Origin of the sequence: Aromatoleum anaerobium (assembly GCF_012910705.2) — a bacterium.
GTDB lineage: Bacteria > Pseudomonadota > Gammaproteobacteria > Burkholderiales > Rhodocyclaceae > Aromatoleum > Aromatoleum anaerobium.
This window is the reverse complement of the sequence record NZ_WTVG02000038.1, coordinates 520,845-537,728: the sequence shown is the minus strand read 5'-3', so window position 1 is coordinate 537,728 and position 16,884 is coordinate 520,845. Positions and strand designations below refer to the sequence as shown.

Genomic DNA, 16,884 nt, shown 5'->3' with positions numbered 1-16,884 from the left:
TCTCGGACAGGACATCATGCCTTCGCCCACGGCAGGTTGCTCGTTCGCCCGGATAGCCGGACCAGACCCAAAGTTTCGAACAGGTACTCGTAGGGATAGGCGAGCATTCCATTGCGTCGAGACTTGTGTTTCTTGAGCAACCACCGGCGAAACCGCGTTACGTAGTACGCCTCGACTGCACGGTATGCGCTGCTGGTCGTGCCGATACTGAAGTAGTTGGCCCAACCCGTCAGCGTCCGATTGAGGTTCTGTACAAGCTCCGTGGTTTCCTGCCAGCCAAACCTTGGATCGGTGAGGTGCCTCAACTTTTCGATGAGACGCCGGATACTCTTTTTCGAAGGTCGCAGGCCCAGGTAGGCGCCGCCAGTCCGATGTGAGTAATACCGTCCGAAGGTGTAACCCAGGAAATCGAAGTACGCCCGTCCAGCATGGCAGGTGCGAGTCTTTTCTTCATTGACCGTCAGCTTGAGGCGCCCCATCAGCACTCGCATCGCTGCAAGCGCCTTGTCGGCGGTGCCCCTGCGGCACAGGATCACGAGATCATCGGCATAATTGACGATCCGAGCGTCCAGTGTCCGACTGGCTGACCAGCGCTGCCATCCAAGGATGAACCGGCGCATATAAAGATTGGCCAGCAAAGGGCTGATCGGCGCCCCTTGTGGAATACCTTGCCCACCGTCACGACTGTTCGTCGTGCGTGTCATCCGGCCCTGTCGATCGATTTCGACTACGGCGCATTCAAGCCAGCTTTTGACCAGCCCGAGTACCTTTCGGTCAACGACGCGACGTGCCACGCACAACATCAGTTCGTGATGGGGAATGGTATCGAAGTAAGCGGACAGATCCGCATCCACCACTTCCGGGAAGCCATTGCACAACCCTGTCTTGACCGCCGACAGCGCATCGTGCGCACTGCATCCCGCCCGGTAAGCATATTGCTCAGGCGCCAGATCCTCTTCGAAGATCGGATCGAGCACCAGAACCGCGGCCATCATGCACACCCGATCCCGCAGGTTCGAGAGGCCCAGCGGCCGCAGCTTCCCATTTGCTTTCGGTATGAAGACCCGCTTGATTGCCTCCGGTTGGTACGTCTCATCCCTGAGCGCCAGCGCCAGTTCCCCCAGCCATCGTTCCCGACCGTACCGCTCGATATCGCCGAACGTCTGCCCATCCAGACCCGGAGCGCCCTTGTTGGCGCGGCACCGATCGTACGCATGGGTCAGCACATCGAGTCGATACAGCTTGTCGTACAGTGCGTAGAATCGAAACTCGGGTTCTGCCTTCGCTTTCGCATGTAACGCCGCCTGCAGCTTCTGAACGCTGATCGGAGTTGATAGGTTTCCCAATCTCCTGCCCTCGCCACTTCCTGCGTTGATCCTGAACCAGGGCCCCTTCCCTCCACCGGCATTACCCGGCTTCCCCGGTACTACGGGCCCCTCCGCCATCCTCGGTCACCAAGTCCTGCCGTCACCGGCACCCTGCTGGAGGCTCCCACCTCCGCAACCGAGGACTTCCCGTGTTTCGTGCGCCTTTCCTCTTTCACGCATGCCACCGCCAATACCCCGGCACGGCTGCTGGATGCATGTTTCGCTCACTTCTCCAGCAGTGGCAACCTTCCCCGCATCGACTGGCAGGTCGGCCCGTGCATCACCCTTTTCGAGGCGTGCTCAGCGTTCACTCACGTTGCGGCCTGCGTGCTCGCCAAGTCACCTAGTACCTCTGCACACAGAATTTGACAGGTTGATGGTCGGGCGAGCGCAGGAGGGGCAGGGCTTCGGGCGGGGCGAGGAGTCGGATGCTGCGTGCGACTCCAGGCTGTCGGCTGAGGAGTCCCAGGCGCTCGAGCGTGAGCACCATCTGATGCACCGAGGGTGGCGTGATGTGGAAGTAGCGTTGCAAGTCGGCTTCGGCCGGCGGCCGGCCGAGCACCTGAGTGTACGCATAGATGAAGGCGAGGTACTGCCCTTGCACCGGTGTGAAGCGCGGTGACGAAGGGGTGAGTTCCGCGTCGGAGTTCTGGCTCATTTGTTGTCTCTCCAGATTTTGGAGGGGCCGCGATGAATGTACGCTACCGGGTCGAATTGAGCCAAGCCGAACGCGACGAATTGAGGATGCTGCTGGGCGGCGGCAAGGCAGCGGTGCGCAAGGTGAAACGCGCGCAGATCCTGCTGGCGGCCGATGCCGGAGCCGGCGACGAGGAGATTGCCACGAACGTCGGAGTGGGCAGCTCGACGGTCTATCGGACCAAACGCCGCTTCGTGCTGGGCAGCATCGAAGCGGCGCTCAGCGACGAGCCGCGCCCCGGGGCGGAGCGCAAGCTCACCGGCAAGGAAGAGGCGCTGCTGGTCGCCACGGCATGCACCAAGCCGCCAACGGGGCGGTCGCGCTGGACGCTCGAATTGCTGGCGGGGGAGATAGTCAAGCTCACCGAGCACGCGAGCCTGTCACGCGAGACGGTGCGCCGCCGCCTGGCGGAGAACGAGCTCAAGCCTTGGCGCCAGAAGATGTGGTGCATCCCGCAGGTCGACGGTCACTACGTTGCCCGGATGGAGGACGTGCTCGACCTCTACGCTGAAGTCCCCGATCCCGAGCGCCCGGTGGTCTGCTTCGATGAAAGTCCCACCCAGCTCATCGGCGAGGCGCGCCAGCCCATCCCGGCGATGCCCGGACAGCTCGAGCGCTACGACTACGAGTATCGCCGCAACGGGACCGCCAACCTGTTCGTCTTCCTCGACGCGCACCGGTCCTGGCGCCGGGTCAAGGTAACCGAGCAGCGCACCGCGCGCGACTTCGCCGAATGCATGCGCGAACTGGTCGACTGCCACTATCCGCAGGCCGAGCGTATCCGTGTCGTCCTCGACAACCTGTCGACCCATACGCCCGGCGCGCTCTATGAAGCCTTCCCGGCGCCCGAAGCTCATCGGTTGCTGCATCGTCTGGAATTCCATTACACCCCCAAGCACGCCAGCTGGCTCAACATGGTCGAGATCGAAATCGGGGTGCTGCGCAGCCAGTGCCTCGACCGGCGCATCGGCGACCGCGACCGACTCGTCAGCGAAATTGCAGCTTGGGAGCAGCAGCGCAACGCCATCGGCGCTCGCATCCACTGGATGTTCACCACCGACCGCGCCCGGAGCAAACTGGCCCGCGCTTACCCGCACCCAGCCAAACAGTCATAACCTCTGTGCAGAGGTACTAGTACCTCTGCACACAGAATTTGACAGGTTGATGGTCGGGCGAGCGCAGGAGGGGCAGGGCTTCGGGCGGGGCGAGGAGTCGGATGCTGCGTGCGACTCCAGGCTGTCGGCTGAGGAGTCCCAGGCGCTCGAGCGTGAGCACCATCTGATGCACCGAGGGTGGCGTGATGTGGAAGTAGCGTTGCAAGTCGGCTTCGGCCGGCGGCCGGCCGAGCACCTGAGTGTACGCATAGATGAAGGCGAGGTACTGCCCTTGCACCGGTGTGAAGCGCGGTGACGAAGGGGTGAGTTCCGCGTCGGAGTTCTGGCTCATTTGTTGTCTCTCCAGATTTTGGAGGGGCCGCGATGAATGTACGCTACCGGGTCGAATTGAGCCAAGCCGAACGCGACGAATTGAGGATGCTGCTGGGCGGCGGCAAGGCAGCGGTGCGCAAGGTGAAACGCGCGCAGATCCTGCTGGCGGCCGATGCCGGAGCCGGCGACGAGGAGATTGCCACGAACGTCGGAGTGGGCAGCTCGACGGTCTATCGGACCAAACGCCGCTTCGTGCTGGGCAGCATCGAAGCGGCGCTCAGCGACGAGCCGCGCCCCGGGGCGGAGCGCAAGCTCACCGGCAAGGAAGAGGCGCTGCTGGTCGCCACGGCATGCACCAAGCCGCCAACGGGGCGGTCGCGCTGGACGCTCGAATTGCTGGCGGGGGAGATAGTCAAGCTCACCGAGCACGCGAGCCTGTCACGCGAGACGGTGCGCCGCCGCCTGGCGGAGAACGAGCTCAAGCCTTGGCGCCAGAAGATGTGGTGCATCCCGCAGGTCGACGGTCACTACGTTGCCCGGATGGAGGACGTGCTCGACCTCTACGCTGAAGTCCCCGATCCCGAGCGCCCGGTGGTCTGCTTCGATGAAAGTCCCACCCAGCTCATCGGCGAGGCGCGCCAGCCCATCCCGGCGATGCCCGGACAGCTCGAGCGCTACGACTACGAGTATCGCCGCAACGGGACCGCCAACCTGTTCGTCTTCCTCGACGCGCACCGGTCCTGGCGCCGGGTCAAGGTAACCGAGCAGCGCACCGCGCGCGACTTCGCCGAATGCATGCGCGAACTGGTCGACTGCCACTATCCGCAGGCCGAGCGTATCCGTGTCGTCCTCGACAACCTGTCGACCCATACGCCCGGCGCGCTCTATGAAGCCTTCCCGGCGCCCGAAGCTCATCGGTTGCTGCATCGTCTGGAATTCCATTACACCCCCAAGCACGCCAGCTGGCTCAACATGGTCGAGATCGAAATCGGGGTGCTGCGCAGCCAGTGCCTCGACCGGCGCATCGGCGACCGCGACCGACTCGTCAGCGAAATTGCAGCTTGGGAGCAGCAGCGCAACGCCATCGGCGCTCGCATCCACTGGATGTTCACCACCGACCGCGCCCGGAGCAAACTGGCCCGCGCTTACCCGCACCCAGCCAAACAGTCATAACCTCTGTGCAGAGGTACTAGTGACCCTCTACACCGAAGGCTTCAGCCATTTCGTTACCTCCATGACTGCTCCGATTGCTTCCGGCCGGAGCGAAAGAGGCCGGGCGGGATTCGCACCCGCTGGAAAAGCGCCGACTTTGCACGGCGCACGTCGAACTCGGGAGGTCGTGGCCCGCTACAAGGCGCTCGCCGACATCGAACGCGGCTTCAAGGTGCTGAAATCCGAGATCGAGATCGGGCCGGTCTATCACCGGCTGCCCGAGCGCATCCGCGCGCACGCCTCGATCTGCTTCATGGCGCTCATCCTCCACCGGATCATGCGCACGCGCCTTCGTGCGGCGCGCGCCAGTCTCACCCCCGAGCGGGCGCTCGAGCAGCTGCATCGCATCCAGCATCACCGCATTCGCCTCGGCGGCGCCGAGCCGGTGACGGGCGTCTCTTCCATCAACGCACACCAGAGCGAGGTCCTCAGTGCCCTGCGGGTGAAGAAGCCGGTCGCACCGCAGCAGCTGACGCTGTTGTAGGGGCACGTTTGAAAATCGTTCTTAATGAAATCAGATAGTTACGAGATTAACTGTCGAACTCGGGGCGCCTGCTTTCTGGCGAGCTCGGCGCGTTGGCGGCGCGTGAGCAGCGGTGCATTCCAGGCCAGGTGGCACAGCACAGCAGGTCGAAAGGGTCGGCATCGGGTTGTTCGCCGCTGGCGGCCAATTCTTCGAAGCTGATGCCGCGCTCGGTCAACTCGCGCAACACTTCGCTGCGCGTATCCGGATTGGCCCAGGCCGATTGCAAAGCCTCACGCGTCGGGTACAAGGTGCGCACGGCACGGCCGGAGTACTCGGTATACTTCACCACCTGCAGCTTCTTGCCGTCGGTGTCGAGGTCATAGACGAGATGACCAATGACCTCGACCTCGGCTGGGGCCGTTGAGCGAAATGTGCGTAATGCAATGCCTTCAACCATGAAGCTCAATAGCGGCAATGGAACACAACGGAATTTCCGCCAGCGCAGCTGGTTATACTTTTCCCACACCTTCCGCCAACTCGTTGGCAATCATTTCCGCCTGTTTCAGCACCGTTTCCGTCGCCAGCAATTGCATGTCGGGCGGGTAGCCGAACTGGCGCAGGGTGCGCTTCACGATCACCTTCAGCTTGGCCCTCACGCTCTCCTTGATCGTCCAGTCTATGCTCGCGTTCTCGCGTACCCGCTGGGTTAGCACCACGGCCAGTTCCCGCAACTGGTCCTGCTGCATCAACTCGCGGGCACTGTCGTTGTTCGCTACGGCGGTATAGAAGGCGTATTCAAAATCGGATAGGCCCATCTGCCGTGCCTCGCCATCCGAGGTCACGATCTCCTTGCTGATCTTGATCAGCTCGTCCATCACCTCGGCGGCGGTCAGGATCTTGTTCTGGTATTTCTTGATCGCCGTCTCCAGCATCTCCATCAGCGAGCAGCTCTGGACCAAATTCTTGCGGGCGCGGCTTTTCAGCTCTTCGGTGAGCAATTTTTTCAGCACCTCGAGCGCCACGTTCTTGTGCTGATAGCCCTTCAACTCGGCCAGGAATTCGTCCGAGAGGATGGAAATGTCCGGCTTCTTGATACCGGCAGCGTCGAAGACATCGATGACCTGTTCCGAAACCAGCGCCTGGTCGATCACCTGGCGGATGGTGGTTTCGATCTCTTCATCGCTGCGCCCTTCGCCAGTGCTGTCGAATTTGACCAGCCGTGCCTTCACCGCCTGGAAGAATCCCACCTCGTCTTTCGCATCCAGCGCCTGCTCATGGGGCACGGCGATGGCAAAGGCTTGCGATAGGGCCGACACTTCGTTGAGGTAGCGTTTGCGGCCATCCTCCAGCCCGAGGATGTGTTCCTCCGCCGCCAGGATCAGCGACAGCTTTTGCGCGGTTTCGGCCTCGAAGTAATTCTCGTAGGCGAAGCCGTGATACATGGCCGAGATCACCTCGATTTTCTCCAGCATCAGGGCTACCGCCTGCTCCTGCGCCAGGGTCGGGTCGCCCTTGCCGCCGGCATCGGAATAAAACGACAGTGCCTCCTTGAGATCGGCGGCAATGCCCAGGTAGTCCACCACCAGCCCGCCGGGCTTGTCCTTGTGCACCCGGTTCACACGGGCAATGGCCTGCATCAGGTTATGGCCCTTCATCGGCTTGTCGATGTAGAGGGTGTGCATGCCCGGCGCGTCGAAGCCGGTCAGCCACATATCCCGCACGATCACCAGCTTCAGCGGATCGTCATCGTCCTTCATCCGCTCCGCCAGCAACCTCCGCTGTTCCTTGGTGGTGTGGTGCTTGGCCAGCACCGGGCCGTCACTGCTGGCTGCCGTCATCACTACCTTGATGGCACCCCGGGCCAAATCGTCGGAATGCCAGTCGGGCTTGAGCTTGACGATCTCCCCATACAGTTCGGCGGCAATACGCCGCGACATGCTCACCACCATGCCCTTGCCGGCGAATACCGCCTGCCGCGCCTCGAAGTGGCTGACGATATCCCGGGCGATGTTGCCGATGCGCGCCTCGCTGCCGATCAGCGCCTCCATCCGGGTCCATTTGGCCTTGGCCTTTTGGGTCTCGGTCAGTTCGCCCTGATCCAGTTCCTCGTCCAGTTCGGCGATCAGCTTCTTGCCTTCGTCGCTCAAGCCCACCTTGGCCAGGCGACTTTCGTAATAGATGCGGACCGTCGCGCCGTCTTCCACCGCCTGGGCGATGTCGTAGATGTCCACATAGTTGCCGAACACCGCCTGCGTGTTCACGTCGGATTTCTCGATGGGCGTGCCGGTGAAACCCAGATAGGTGGCATGGGGCAGCGCATCGCGCAGGTATTTGGCGAAACCGTAGACCACCTTCTTGCCGATCACTTCGCCGTCGGCATTCTTCTCGTCCACGGTCTTGGCGGCGAAGCCGTACTGGGTGCGGTGTGCCTCGTCGGCGATCACCACGATATTGCGGCGTTCGGACAAGCGCTCGTAGACGTTGCCCTCCTCGGGCTGGAATTTCTGGATGGTGGAAAACACCACACCGCCCGCCGCCACCTTCAACAAGGCCTTCAAGTGCTCCCGGCTCTCGGCCTGCACCGGCTCCTGGCGCAAGAGCTGTTTGGCGGCGGCGAAGGTATCAAAAAGCTGGTCGTCCAGGTCGTTGCGGTCGGTAATCACCAGCACCGTCGGGTTATCCAGCGCCAACACGATCTTTCCGGTGTAGAACACCATCGACAGCGACTTGCCCGACCCCTGAGTGTGCCATACCACGCCAGCCTTTCGGTCTCCCCTGGGCTGCTTGGACACCCCCGGCAGGCCGTAACTGGCTGGCTCCTGCCGCGCGGCAAGCGGCTCGCTCATGTCGGCCGCCCGCATGGTGGAGGCCACTGCCGCATTCACCGCGTAATACTGGTGATAGGCCGCCAGCTTCTTCACCGTGGAAATTGTCACCACACCGGTTTTCGGGTCTTCTTTCCGTCCCTTCTCGAAGACGATGAAATGGCGCAGCAAATCCAGCAGCGTGGCCTTGTTCAGCATGCCGATGATCAGGGTCTCCAACTGGCTGACCAGATGGGAGGCCTCCGCCTTGCCGTCGGCGCTCTTCCAAGCCATGAAGCGCGACAGCCCCGCCGCAATGGAGCCCGCCCGGGCCTCCAGCCCATCCGAGATCACCGCGAAAGCATTACAGGCAAACAGGCCGGGAATGCTCTGCTTGTAGGTTTCGATCTGCTGCCAGGCCGCCTTGATGGTGGCGTTCTCGTCGGCGGCGTTTTTGAGTTCGATCACCACCAGGGGGATGCCGTTGACGAACAACACTAGGTCGGGCCGCTTGTTCTGGTGGTTCTCGATGACCGTGAACTGGTTGACAACGACGAATTCGTTGTTCTCCGGGCGGGCGAAGTCGAACAGCGATACTCGCTCTCCCCGTTCGCCGCCATCCTTGTGCAGGCTCACCGGTACTCCTTCGGTGAACAAGCGGTGGAGCGTCTCATTATTGGTCAGCAGATCCGGCGAGTGGACGCGCCGCAACTCCTTGATCGCCGCTTGAAGCACATCCGCCGGCAGCCTGGGATTGATGCGCTCGACCCCCTGCTCCAGCCGCCCGATCAACAGCACCTCGGCGTAGTCGCTTCGCTCCGGCCTGTCGCCGTCGGGAGCGATATCCGGCCCGTGGAGGCAGGCGTAACCCAGATGCTCGAACTGCTTGATGGCGAACGCCTCGATGGCGGATTCGGTCAGTTTGCCCGTCATGCCCGGCCCATCCCCTTATTGTTTTCTCTTGGCGCACAAGGCTAGAAGAGAAGAATGAATGGCTAAGTGACTGTTATTTCAAGTGTCTGCAATGTATCTTCTTGTAAGGTTCTCGTAAATTCTCATCCCCGTCCTGCATTTACGAGAGCCCACGACGGTTGTGCATCGCTGCCCCGGTTGACGATCCTGTTCTGCCGCCGCAGTTCGCTGATCAGGTTCCCCACCTTGTTCTTGCGCTGCTTGTCGTCCATCCAGTCGGGCAGCTTGTTCCACAACAGTTCGTCGATGTCCTTGCGCGTCAGCGAGCCATGCTCTCGCGCCGCCTTGCAGATCAGATCCAGGTAATACTGCTTGTCGAACGCCCGGTTCTTGCTGTAGTTCGCCTTCTGACCGGTCTTTTGCGCGACGGGCTGGGCGATGTAGAAATTCGGCTTGCGGCCCTCGATGAGCGCCTTGGCCTTCAACAACTTCTCCTCGCCGTCATCCAGCGGCTGGCGCTTCTGCACCTTGTCCAGGGCCATGATCTCCTGCAGCGACAGCGCCCCGTTGCCTGCCAGCAGGCGCGCATAGTCCATATCCAGCACCTTGCCGGTCAGCGTCACCTTCACCCGGGTGTCGGACAGGTCGTAATCCGGCATGGGGAAAAAGCGCTGCCGCTGGAAGAGGAACAGCTTGCGGATGCCGCCGCCCGCCGTATCGACCATCTTCAGGTTGAACATGGCGGTGGCCAGGAAACGGTTGCGGTAATGCTCCTCCGGCGCGTCCTCCATCACCACCCGCCGCACGTCGCCGGGCACGAAGCTGCCCAGGTTGGTGAAACTCAGACTCTCTTCCCGTTCGACGACGTTGATGCGGCCGGCCAGCGTGTAGTCCTGATGGGCAATGCAATTGTTCAGGGCCTCGCGGATGGCATAAGGCTCGTATTGGTCGATTTCCTCGGGAAACAGCGTGCCTTCGCGGATGTAGCGGTATTTCAGGTTGCGGATCTTGGCGTACACCTTGTCCACGGCCAGCAATAGCGGCATGCCGAACAGCGCGTAATCGCGGTCGTTGCCCTGATGGTCCTTAAGCAGCCAGCGGATCTTGGCCTCCGCCGGCAGCAGAAAATGCTCGGCCTCTTCCTTCCCCAGCAGCAACAGCGCGGCGCGGGTGATGCGCCCCTTGATGGTCAGCTTCGCCTTATTCAGGAAGGTCGCGTCGTCCCAGCCGTCCACTTCGACGGCCTTGTCCGGGAACTTGCTCTTGAAGTTCCGCCGGGCCACCCGCAACGCCTCTTCGTCCAGATCGGCCAGGCCCGCATCGGGGACGAGCACCGCGCTCCAGTCCTCCACCGTCGACTGGGCGCGGATGCGCTCGATTTCCTCCAGGTTCAGCGGCGACAAGGCCTCGCCGTCCCGGCCGTAGTAATGTCCGTCGAAAGCGACGGGCAGTCCCCTGGGTGCGGCGGGAATCTCGAACAGGACCACCCGCCCCCGGGGATGCTGCACCTCATGGATCTCGACGAAGGTGATGCGGTTGGTGGTCTTGTTGGCGATTTCCTCTTTCAGGCTGTCCAGATCCTTGCGGGCGGGACGGAAATTGGAACCCACCACCTGACAGTGGTTGTTGACGCCGAACACCAGCCAGGCCGCCGGCTGGCGCTTCAGATTGGCCTCGTTGCAGAGCGCCGAGAAATACTTGCCCAGCTTGGTGAAGTCGTAGCCGTTCCTGGCTTCCTTGAACTCCACCACCTCGTTCTCGGCGGGCAGGGCCAGCAGGGTATCGAGCTTGGCGGCGGGGTCCATGGAATGGGCTTTCATTTCCCCGCCTCGGTTTCTTCTTCCGGCTCAGATGCCAGGAAGGACTTGTATTCGGTTTCGTAAGCCTGGAAATCCACGTTGAACAAGATTTCACTGGCGGGGTACGAGTAATCGCCCATTTCGAACTCGCCGTAGGCTTCATCCCAGAATGTGTTGAAGTCTTCCGCCGTGCCGTAGTCGAGCGGCGGAACCGCGTCGGCATTTTTACTCGTGGCTATCTCATGGTCTTTCCGCTCTTCGAAGGCGCGGATCAAGAAGACCGCCACGGCCAAGGTGCTGGCAATCAGAAACTCTCGCGTCAGCAAGTCGACCTTGTTGTTGCGTTCTCGCAGTTCATCGAGAGACTTACCGTGCGAGGTCGGGCTGATTTCATTGCGGAGATTGCCAAGCTCCTGCCCGATGTTTGCCAATGATCCCGAAACCTTGCTCACCAGGCTTTCGCCCGGGTAGCCCAGCGCCACGAATGCCCGCTTCAGCACGGCATTGATGCTGGGCGAACTCCCCAACTCAACCACCTTGGCACTGCAGATCTCTTTCCCGATGCTTTCCAGCAAGGCCTTGGCGTTCTCGACCGAGATGCTGAAATCCGATTCGAGGTGACCTTCCATCCTGTCAATGTACTGACCGAGCTCCTTCCAGCGGCCATATTGCTCGATCGTGGCGCGTAGCTTTTCCATCAGTAGGCCACTCTTACTTCACCGCTCATGAGTCTGGGGAGAAGGCCGTCGCGGAGGGTTTCAAGAGTATCGATCTGCTGGCAGTTAAATATGACTTTGTCATTTATCTGCTTGGCCTCACTTTCAAACTTATCAACCAAACCGTCAGCCGAAATCGTGATTGACAAGGCATGAAAGTCCGACTTGCTGATTGATCCGAAAACTGTTCCCTCATCATCGAATTGCCTGATATCAGACATTAATGATCGGAGTTTGAAATACGTGTATGTATAGTAGGAGTTATCTCGCTTATAGCGAAAAGCGGCCACTCCTCGGCCAATACAACACTTAGTCTTTGCCATATTCTGAGCACCAACCGGTGCGCGAACACTAATCAGAGTGTCCAATGGATTAGCGAATCTCGTTGGCTCACTCGTATAGATGCGCTCTTTCGGAAAGCGAAATCCAAAGTCGGCGTTTCCTTGGAACATGGGCACGCCAATCCCATCCTCGTTGAAAGAGTTTCCAGACGGCGATTGACCCATGGTGAAATCAAATTCATCACCTAGAGTTCCTTCTCTTGCATCTTCTCCAGAGCCTTCATCTAACCACTGGCGGAACAGGGTTTCGGCCATGGCTTCGAGGGTTTTGTTCTGACGGTGCAGCAGGTCGATTTTGTTGTCGAGGCTGCTGAGCACTGCTGCGATCACTTCTTGTTCCGTGGGCGACGGCACGGACGCCGGAAGCAGATGGACGTGGTTTCTATTCAGCGTTGGGTTTGAGGAGCCAACGTCATAAACGCCAAGATCAAGAGACTTCAGATAATAGAAAATGAATCGAGGCACATTTCCATGAAAGTCTCTTACCCAAAGAGTGGTGTCATGCGGCCAGAAGTTGTTCTCCAAGTAAAACACTGAGCCTAGTGTTCCCTTGCGCCCGATCACAACACCGGGTCCTCTCACCTGCCATTCCCGGTGATAGCTTTTCACTCCGGACGAGGAAACGACAGGATATTTACCGTCTGTTTGTTGGGCTTGCGTGATATCAAAGCCTCTCTGAAGAGTAACAACTTGACCCAGCGTGCACGGTTGCCAGCCACTCATACCGTCACCTTTGCCAAATTCTCGACAATGGCGTGGTTCAACTTCTCTTCCTCCACCAACTGCGCCTCGAACTCCGCCTTCAGCGCCGCAAAGCGTTCAGCGAAGTTAAAGTCGTCCTCCTCGTCGGGCAATCCGACGTAGCGCCCCGCCGTCAGCACGTAGTCCAGTTCCGCCACCCGTGCCAGGGGCACGGAAGCACAGAAGCCCTTCTCGTCCGCGTACTCGCCCGCTCCGGTGCGCCAGGCGTGGTAGGTAGCGGCGATCTTGCCGATGTCGTCGTGGCTGAGCTCGCGGGTGCGGCGGTTGATCAGGTGGCCCAGGTTGCGGGCGTCGATGAAGAGGATTTCGCCCTTGCGCGGGTGGCCATTGCCGCGGGCTCGGTTCATGAACCATAGGCCCGCCGGGATCTGGGTGTTGAGGAAGAGCTTGGCGGGCAGGTTGACGATGCAGTCGATGAGGTTGCCGTCGGCGATCAGCGCCCTACGGATGTCGCCTTCGCCACTGGACTTGCTGGTCAGGGCGCCCCTGGCCAGCACCACGCCGGCCTTGCCGTTGGGCGCGAGATGGTGGGCGAAGTGCTGCAGCCAGGCGAAGTTGGCGTTGCCCACCGGCGGCACGCCGTATTGCCAGCGGCCGTCCTTGCGCAGCAGTTCGCCGCTCCAGTCGCTGACGTTGAAGGGCGGGTTGGCGATGATGAAGTCGGCCTTCAGGTCCTTGTGGGCGTCGTTGAGGAACGAGCCTTCATTGTTCCATTTCACCTGCGAGGCGTCGATGCCGCGAATGGCGAGGTTCATCTTGGCCAGCCGCCACGTGGTCTGGTTGCTCTCTTGGCCGTAGATGGAGATGTCGCTGACTCTGCCCCGGTGCTCTTCGACGAAGCGTTCCGACTGCACGAACATGCCGCCGGAGCCGCAGCAGGGGTCGAAGACTCGGCCCTTGTAGGGTTCCAGCATCGCCACCAGCAGTTCGACGATGCTGCGCGGGGTGTAGAACTGCCCGCCCTGCTTGCCTTCGGCCAGGGCGAATTCGCCGAGGAAGTACTCGAATACGTGGCCCAGCACGTCCCGGCTGCGGGCCTTGGCATCGCCCAGAGCGATGTTGCCCACCAGGTCGATCAGCCCGCCCAGGCTCGCGGGGTCGAGGTTCTGCCGGGCAAAGACCTTGGGCAATACGCTGCCATCTTTTCTGAGGACCGGATTTTCCTTCTCGATGGCGTCCATGGCGGCATCGACATGGGTACCGACGTCTGGCTGCTTGGCCTTGGCCAAAAGATAGGACCAGCGTGCCTCGGGCGGCACGAAGAAGACGTTTTCCGCCTTGTATTCGTCCTTGTCCTCTGGGTCGGCCCCGGCGTAGTCGCCCTCGCCGGCCTGGAGTTTGGCGAAGAGCACCTCAAAGGCGTCGGAGATGTATTTGAGGAAGATGAGGCCCAGCACCACATGCTTGTACTCGGCGGCATCGATGTTCTTGCGCAGCTTGTCGGCGGCTTTCCAGAGCTGTTTTTCGAGCGGTTCTTCCTTGGTTTCTCTTGCCGCGTTGCTTTTTGCCATCGGGATTTTGATCCATCAATTCAGTTATTCGTGTACTAAAAAACGGGGGTTGGCCGATGCATCCTGAATGCAAGTTCGAGAAGCATCAATCCCGACTTCAAACGCTCGACTTCGCGCAATCATACTTGCCCGAATCAAATTTTGGCAGGTAGATGAATGACAAGAAGTACCCGAAAATGACAGCTTTCGGGCCGAAGTTATATGAGCGGCCAATTGCCGCTATTCGGGATCGATATTGCAATTCACCTCTTACGGGGCGCGGCGTGCCAAAAAAAAGAGGTCCGTTTTCTGGACCTCATTTTCGTTGGCTTCAATATTCCAAGAAGCCTGCAGCAGCACCATCAGACATCGATATTCCTCGCATACAACGCATTCCCCTCGATGAACGCCCTTCTCGGCTCGACGTTGTCGCCCATCAGCGTCGTGAAGATCTCGTCGGCGGCGATGGCGTCGTCGATCTGGACTTTCAGCAGGCGGCGCACGGCCGGGTCCATCGTCGTTTCCCACAGCTGCTCGGGGTTCATTTCGCCGAGGCCCTTGTAGCGCTGCTTCGTCAGGCCGCGTTCGACTTCACTGAGGAGCCAGCGGATCGCTTCGGAGAAGCGGGTGATCGGGTGGCTTTTTTCGCCGCGGCGGATTTCGGCGCCGGGGCCGATCAGGTCGGAGATCGCTTCGGCGGCGGTGCGGATGCTGCGGTAGTCGCCGGTGACGAGGAATTCCTCGTCGATCCACGCGAGGCGCAGGTTGCCGTGATGCATGCGCTCGATCGCGAGGCGCCAGCTCTCGGCTTCGTCGTGGTATTCGGGGCGGATCGTCACGCTGGCCGGCAGGTGCGGCTGGATGCGGGCGGCCGAGTCGCGTGCGGCGGCTTCGTCGTCGAGGCTGACAGCGAGGTTCTGCGCGAGCATCGCGTGCAGCACCGCGGGGTCGACGTAGCCGGCGAGGCGGTTGATGACGGCTTCGGCGAGCAGGTAGCTGCGCGCCAGCCCGCCGAGGGCTTCGTCGGCGATCGGCGCGGCGCCTTCGCGCGGCAGCAGCACCGCGCCGTCGAGTGCGAGCTTCAGGAGGTGCTGGTTGAGCGCGTTCTCGTCCTTGATGTACATCTCGTTCTTGCCGTGCTTGATCTTGTACAGCGGCGGCTGCGCGATGTAGATGTGGCCGCGCTCGACGAGCTCGGGCATCTGGCGGTAGAAGAAGGTCAAGAGCAGCGTGCGGATGTGCGCGCCGTCGACGTCCGCGTCGGTCATGATGATGATGCGGTGGTAGCGCAGCTTCTCGGGCTTGTAGTCGTCCTTGCCGATGCCGGTGCCGAGCGCGGTGATCATCGTCGCGATTTCCTGGCTCTGCAGCAGCTTGTCGAAGCGCGCTTTCTCGACGTTGAGGATCTTGCCCTTCAGCGGCAGGATCGCCTGGAACTTGCGGTCGCGACCCTGCTTGGCGGAGCCGCCGGCGGAGTCGCCCTCGACGAGGTAGATTTCGCACAGCGCGGGGTCTTTCTCCTGGCAGTCGGCGAGCTTGCCCGGCAGACCCACGCCGTCGAGCAGGCCCTTTCTGCGCGTCATTTCGCGCGCCTTGCGGGCGGCGTCGCGCGCGCGTGCGGCTTCGACGATCTTGGCGCAGATGGTTTTCGCGTCGAGCGGGTTTTCCTGCAGGAAGTCGGTGAGCTTGCTGGCGACGACTTCCTCGACCGCCGGGCGCGCCTCGCTGGAGACCAGCTTCATCTTGGTCTGGCTGGCGAACTTCGGGTCGGGCATTTTCACCGACAGCACGCAGGCGAGGCCTTCGCGCATGTCGTCGCCGGTGATGTCGACTTTCGCCTTCTTCGCGATCTCGTGTTCTTCGATGTACTTGTTGATGACGCGCGTCATCGCCGCCCGGAGGCCGGTGAGGTGGGTGCCGCCGTCGGCCTGCGGAATGTTGTTGGTGTAGCACAGCACCTGTTCGGCGTAGCTGTCGTTCCACTGCATCGCGACCTCGACACCGAGCTCGGCGTCGTGGCCGTGGCCGGTCGGGATGCGCGTCGTGCCCGCGGCGTAGAACACGGTCGGATGCAGCACGGTCTTGGTGCGGTTGATGTATTCGACGAAGCCTTTCACACCGCCGGCGAAGGCGAAGTCCTCTTCCTTGCCGGTGCGCTGGTCGATGAGGCGGATCTTGACGCCGTTGTTGAGGAACGACAGCTCGCGCAGGCGCTTGGCGAGGATGTCGTAGTGGAACTCGATGTCGCCGAAGATCTCGTCGTCGGCGAGGAAATGCACTTCGGTACCGCGCTTCGTCGTCTCGCCGGTGACGCGCAGCGGGCTGACCTCGACGCCGTCGACGATCTGGATCAGGCGGTCCTGCGCGACGCCGCGGTGGAACTCGATCTGGTGCTTGCGCCCGTCGCGGCGCACCGTCAGGCGCAGCCACTTCGACAGCGCGTTCACGCACGACACGCCGACGCCGTGCAGGCCGCCGGACACTTTGTAGCTGTTCTGGTTGAACTTGCCGCCCGCGTGCAGCACGCACATGACGATCTCGGCCGCCGAGCGCTTCGGCTCGTGCTTGTCGTCCATCTTCACGCCGACCGGGATGCCGCGGCCGTTGTCGGTGACGGAAATCGAGTTGTCGGAATGGATCGTGATGACGATGTCGTCGCAATGGCCGGCCAGCGCCTCGTCGATCGCGTTATCGACGACTTCGAACACCATGTGGTGGAGCCCGGTGCCGTCGGAGGTGTCGCCGATGTACATGCCGGGGCGCTTCCTGACGGCCTCCAGCCCTTCGAGCTGCTGGATGCTGGATTCGTCGTAGGCGCCGGGTTCGGGGGTTTGCGGTAGGACTTGCGGTTCGGACATGGTCATCTCTGTGATTCATCAAAGAACGCGCCC

General features: G+C 61.3%; 11 protein-coding genes and 2 pseudogenes. 3 read left to right on the top strand and 10 right to left on the bottom strand.

What is annotated here, in order from left to right; genetic code table 11:
- Positions 1–14: 14 nt before the first annotated feature.
- Positions 15–1,346, bottom strand: a complete 1,332-nt coding sequence (ltrA, locus tag GO606_RS11465; RefSeq protein WP_246979511.1) for a group II intron reverse transcriptase/maturase — start codon at positions 1,344–1,346, stop codon at positions 15–17.
- A gap of 364 nt (positions 1,347–1,710) precedes the next feature.
- On the bottom strand, positions 1,711–2,025 hold the full coding sequence (locus GO606_RS11460) for a LexA family protein (RefSeq protein WP_246979211.1): 315 nt from the start codon (positions 2,023–2,025) through the stop codon (positions 1,711–1,713).
- A 32-nt stretch (positions 2,026–2,057) separates the two neighbouring features.
- On the opposite strand from GO606_RS11460, the gene GO606_RS11455 reads away from it, so the two are divergent.
- Entirely contained in the window at positions 2,058–3,179 is a 1,122-nt protein-coding gene (locus tag GO606_RS11455; RefSeq protein WP_169120929.1) for an IS630-like element ISAzo9 family transposase, read from the top strand.
- Positions 3,180–3,195: 16 nt separating this feature from the next.
- On the opposite strand, the gene GO606_RS11450 is transcribed toward GO606_RS11455, so the two are convergent.
- Positions 3,196–3,510, bottom strand: a complete 315-nt coding sequence (locus GO606_RS11450; RefSeq protein ID WP_246979211.1) for a LexA family protein — start codon at positions 3,508–3,510, stop codon at positions 3,196–3,198.
- A 32-nt stretch (positions 3,511–3,542) separates the two neighbouring features.
- On the opposite strand from GO606_RS11450, the gene GO606_RS11445 reads away from it, so the two are divergent.
- Together GO606_RS11445 and GO606_RS11440 are read left to right on the top strand one after the other, a co-directional pair.
- Entirely contained in the window at positions 3,543–4,664 is a 1,122-nt protein-coding gene (locus tag GO606_RS11445; protein ID WP_169120929.1) for an IS630-like element ISAzo9 family transposase, read from the top strand.
- 160 nt (positions 4,665–4,824) lie between these two features.
- Positions 4,825–5,187 (top strand): annotated as a pseudogene (locus GO606_RS11440) (IS1634 family transposase); the annotation flags it as partial.
- Positions 5,188–5,249: 62 nt separating this feature from the next.
- Here the strand turns inward: GO606_RS11440 and GO606_RS11435 are convergent.
- From GO606_RS11435 to gyrB, 7 genes and pseudogenes are all read right to left on the bottom strand, one after another.
- Positions 5,250–5,578, bottom strand: a pseudogene (locus tag GO606_RS11435) (type I restriction-modification enzyme R subunit C-terminal domain-containing protein); the annotation flags it as partial.
- A gap of 100 nt (positions 5,579–5,678) precedes the next feature.
- Complete coding sequence (locus GO606_RS11430) at positions 5,679–8,906, bottom strand: type I restriction endonuclease subunit R (protein ID WP_169117275.1); 3,228 nt, start codon at positions 8,904–8,906, stop codon at positions 5,679–5,681.
- Positions 8,907–9,028: 122 nt separating this feature from the next.
- The gene (locus GO606_RS11425) at positions 9,029–10,705 is read right to left on the bottom strand and encodes an RNA-binding domain-containing protein (RefSeq protein ID WP_211166498.1); all 1,677 of its coding nucleotides are present in this window, start codon (positions 10,703–10,705) and stop codon (positions 9,029–9,031) included.
- Positions 10,702–11,382 carry an abortive infection family protein gene (locus tag GO606_RS11420; RefSeq protein WP_169117276.1) on the bottom strand — a complete coding sequence of 227 codons (681 nt, stop codon included), beginning with the start codon at positions 11,380–11,382 and terminating at the stop codon, positions 10,702–10,704. Before GO606_RS11420 ends, GO606_RS11425 begins: the two co-directional genes overlap by 4 nt.
- Positions 11,382–12,464: a restriction endonuclease subunit S gene (locus tag GO606_RS11415; RefSeq protein ID WP_169117277.1), complete on the bottom strand. Its 1,083-nt coding sequence runs from the start codon at positions 12,462–12,464 to the stop codon at positions 11,382–11,384. Before GO606_RS11415 ends, GO606_RS11420 begins: the two co-directional genes overlap by 1 nt.
- Positions 12,461–14,014 carry a type I restriction-modification system subunit M gene (locus GO606_RS11410; protein WP_169117278.1) on the bottom strand — a complete coding sequence of 518 codons (1,554 nt, stop codon included), beginning with the start codon at positions 14,012–14,014 and terminating at the stop codon, positions 12,461–12,463. The genes GO606_RS11415 and GO606_RS11410 overlap by 4 nt, the downstream gene beginning before the upstream one ends.
- Positions 14,015–14,355: 341 nt before the next feature.
- Positions 14,356–16,851 (bottom strand): DNA topoisomerase (ATP-hydrolyzing) subunit B, encoded by a 2,496-nt coding sequence (gene gyrB, locus GO606_RS11405; RefSeq protein WP_169117279.1) that lies wholly within the window; start codon positions 16,849–16,851, stop codon positions 14,356–14,358.
- Positions 16,852–16,884: the final 33 nt, after the last annotated feature.

Excerpts from the sequence above, each read along its gene's own strand:
- GO606_RS11460 (WP_246979211.1), bottom strand. The coding sequence starts at position 2,025 with ATGAGCCAGAACTCCGACGCGGAACTCACCCCTTCGTCACCGCGCTTC.
- GO606_RS11455 (WP_169120929.1), top strand. The coding sequence starts at position 2,058 with ATGAATGTACGCTACCGGGTCGAATTGAGCCAAGCCGAACGCGACGAA.
- GO606_RS11450 (WP_246979211.1), bottom strand. The coding sequence starts at position 3,510 with ATGAGCCAGAACTCCGACGCGGAACTCACCCCTTCGTCACCGCGCTTC.
- GO606_RS11445 (WP_169120929.1), top strand. The coding sequence starts at position 3,543 with ATGAATGTACGCTACCGGGTCGAATTGAGCCAAGCCGAACGCGACGAA.
- GO606_RS11430 (WP_169117275.1), bottom strand. The coding sequence starts at position 8,906 with ATGACGGGCAAACTGACCGAATCCGCCATCGAGGCGTTCGCCATCAAG.
- GO606_RS11425 (WP_211166498.1), bottom strand. The coding sequence starts at position 10,705 with ATGAAAGCCCATTCCATGGACCCCGCCGCCAAGCTCGATACCCTGCTG.
- GO606_RS11420 (WP_169117276.1), bottom strand. The coding sequence starts at position 11,382 with ATGGAAAAGCTACGCGCCACGATCGAGCAATATGGCCGCTGGAAGGAG.
- GO606_RS11415 (WP_169117277.1), bottom strand. The coding sequence starts at position 12,464 with ATGAGTGGCTGGCAACCGTGCACGCTGGGTCAAGTTGTTACTCTTCAG.
- GO606_RS11410 (WP_169117278.1), bottom strand. The coding sequence starts at position 14,014 with ATGGCAAAAAGCAACGCGGCAAGAGAAACCAAGGAAGAACCGCTCGAA.
- gyrB (WP_169117279.1), bottom strand. The coding sequence starts at position 16,851 with ATGTCCGAACCGCAAGTCCTACCGCAAACCCCCGAACCCGGCGCCTAC.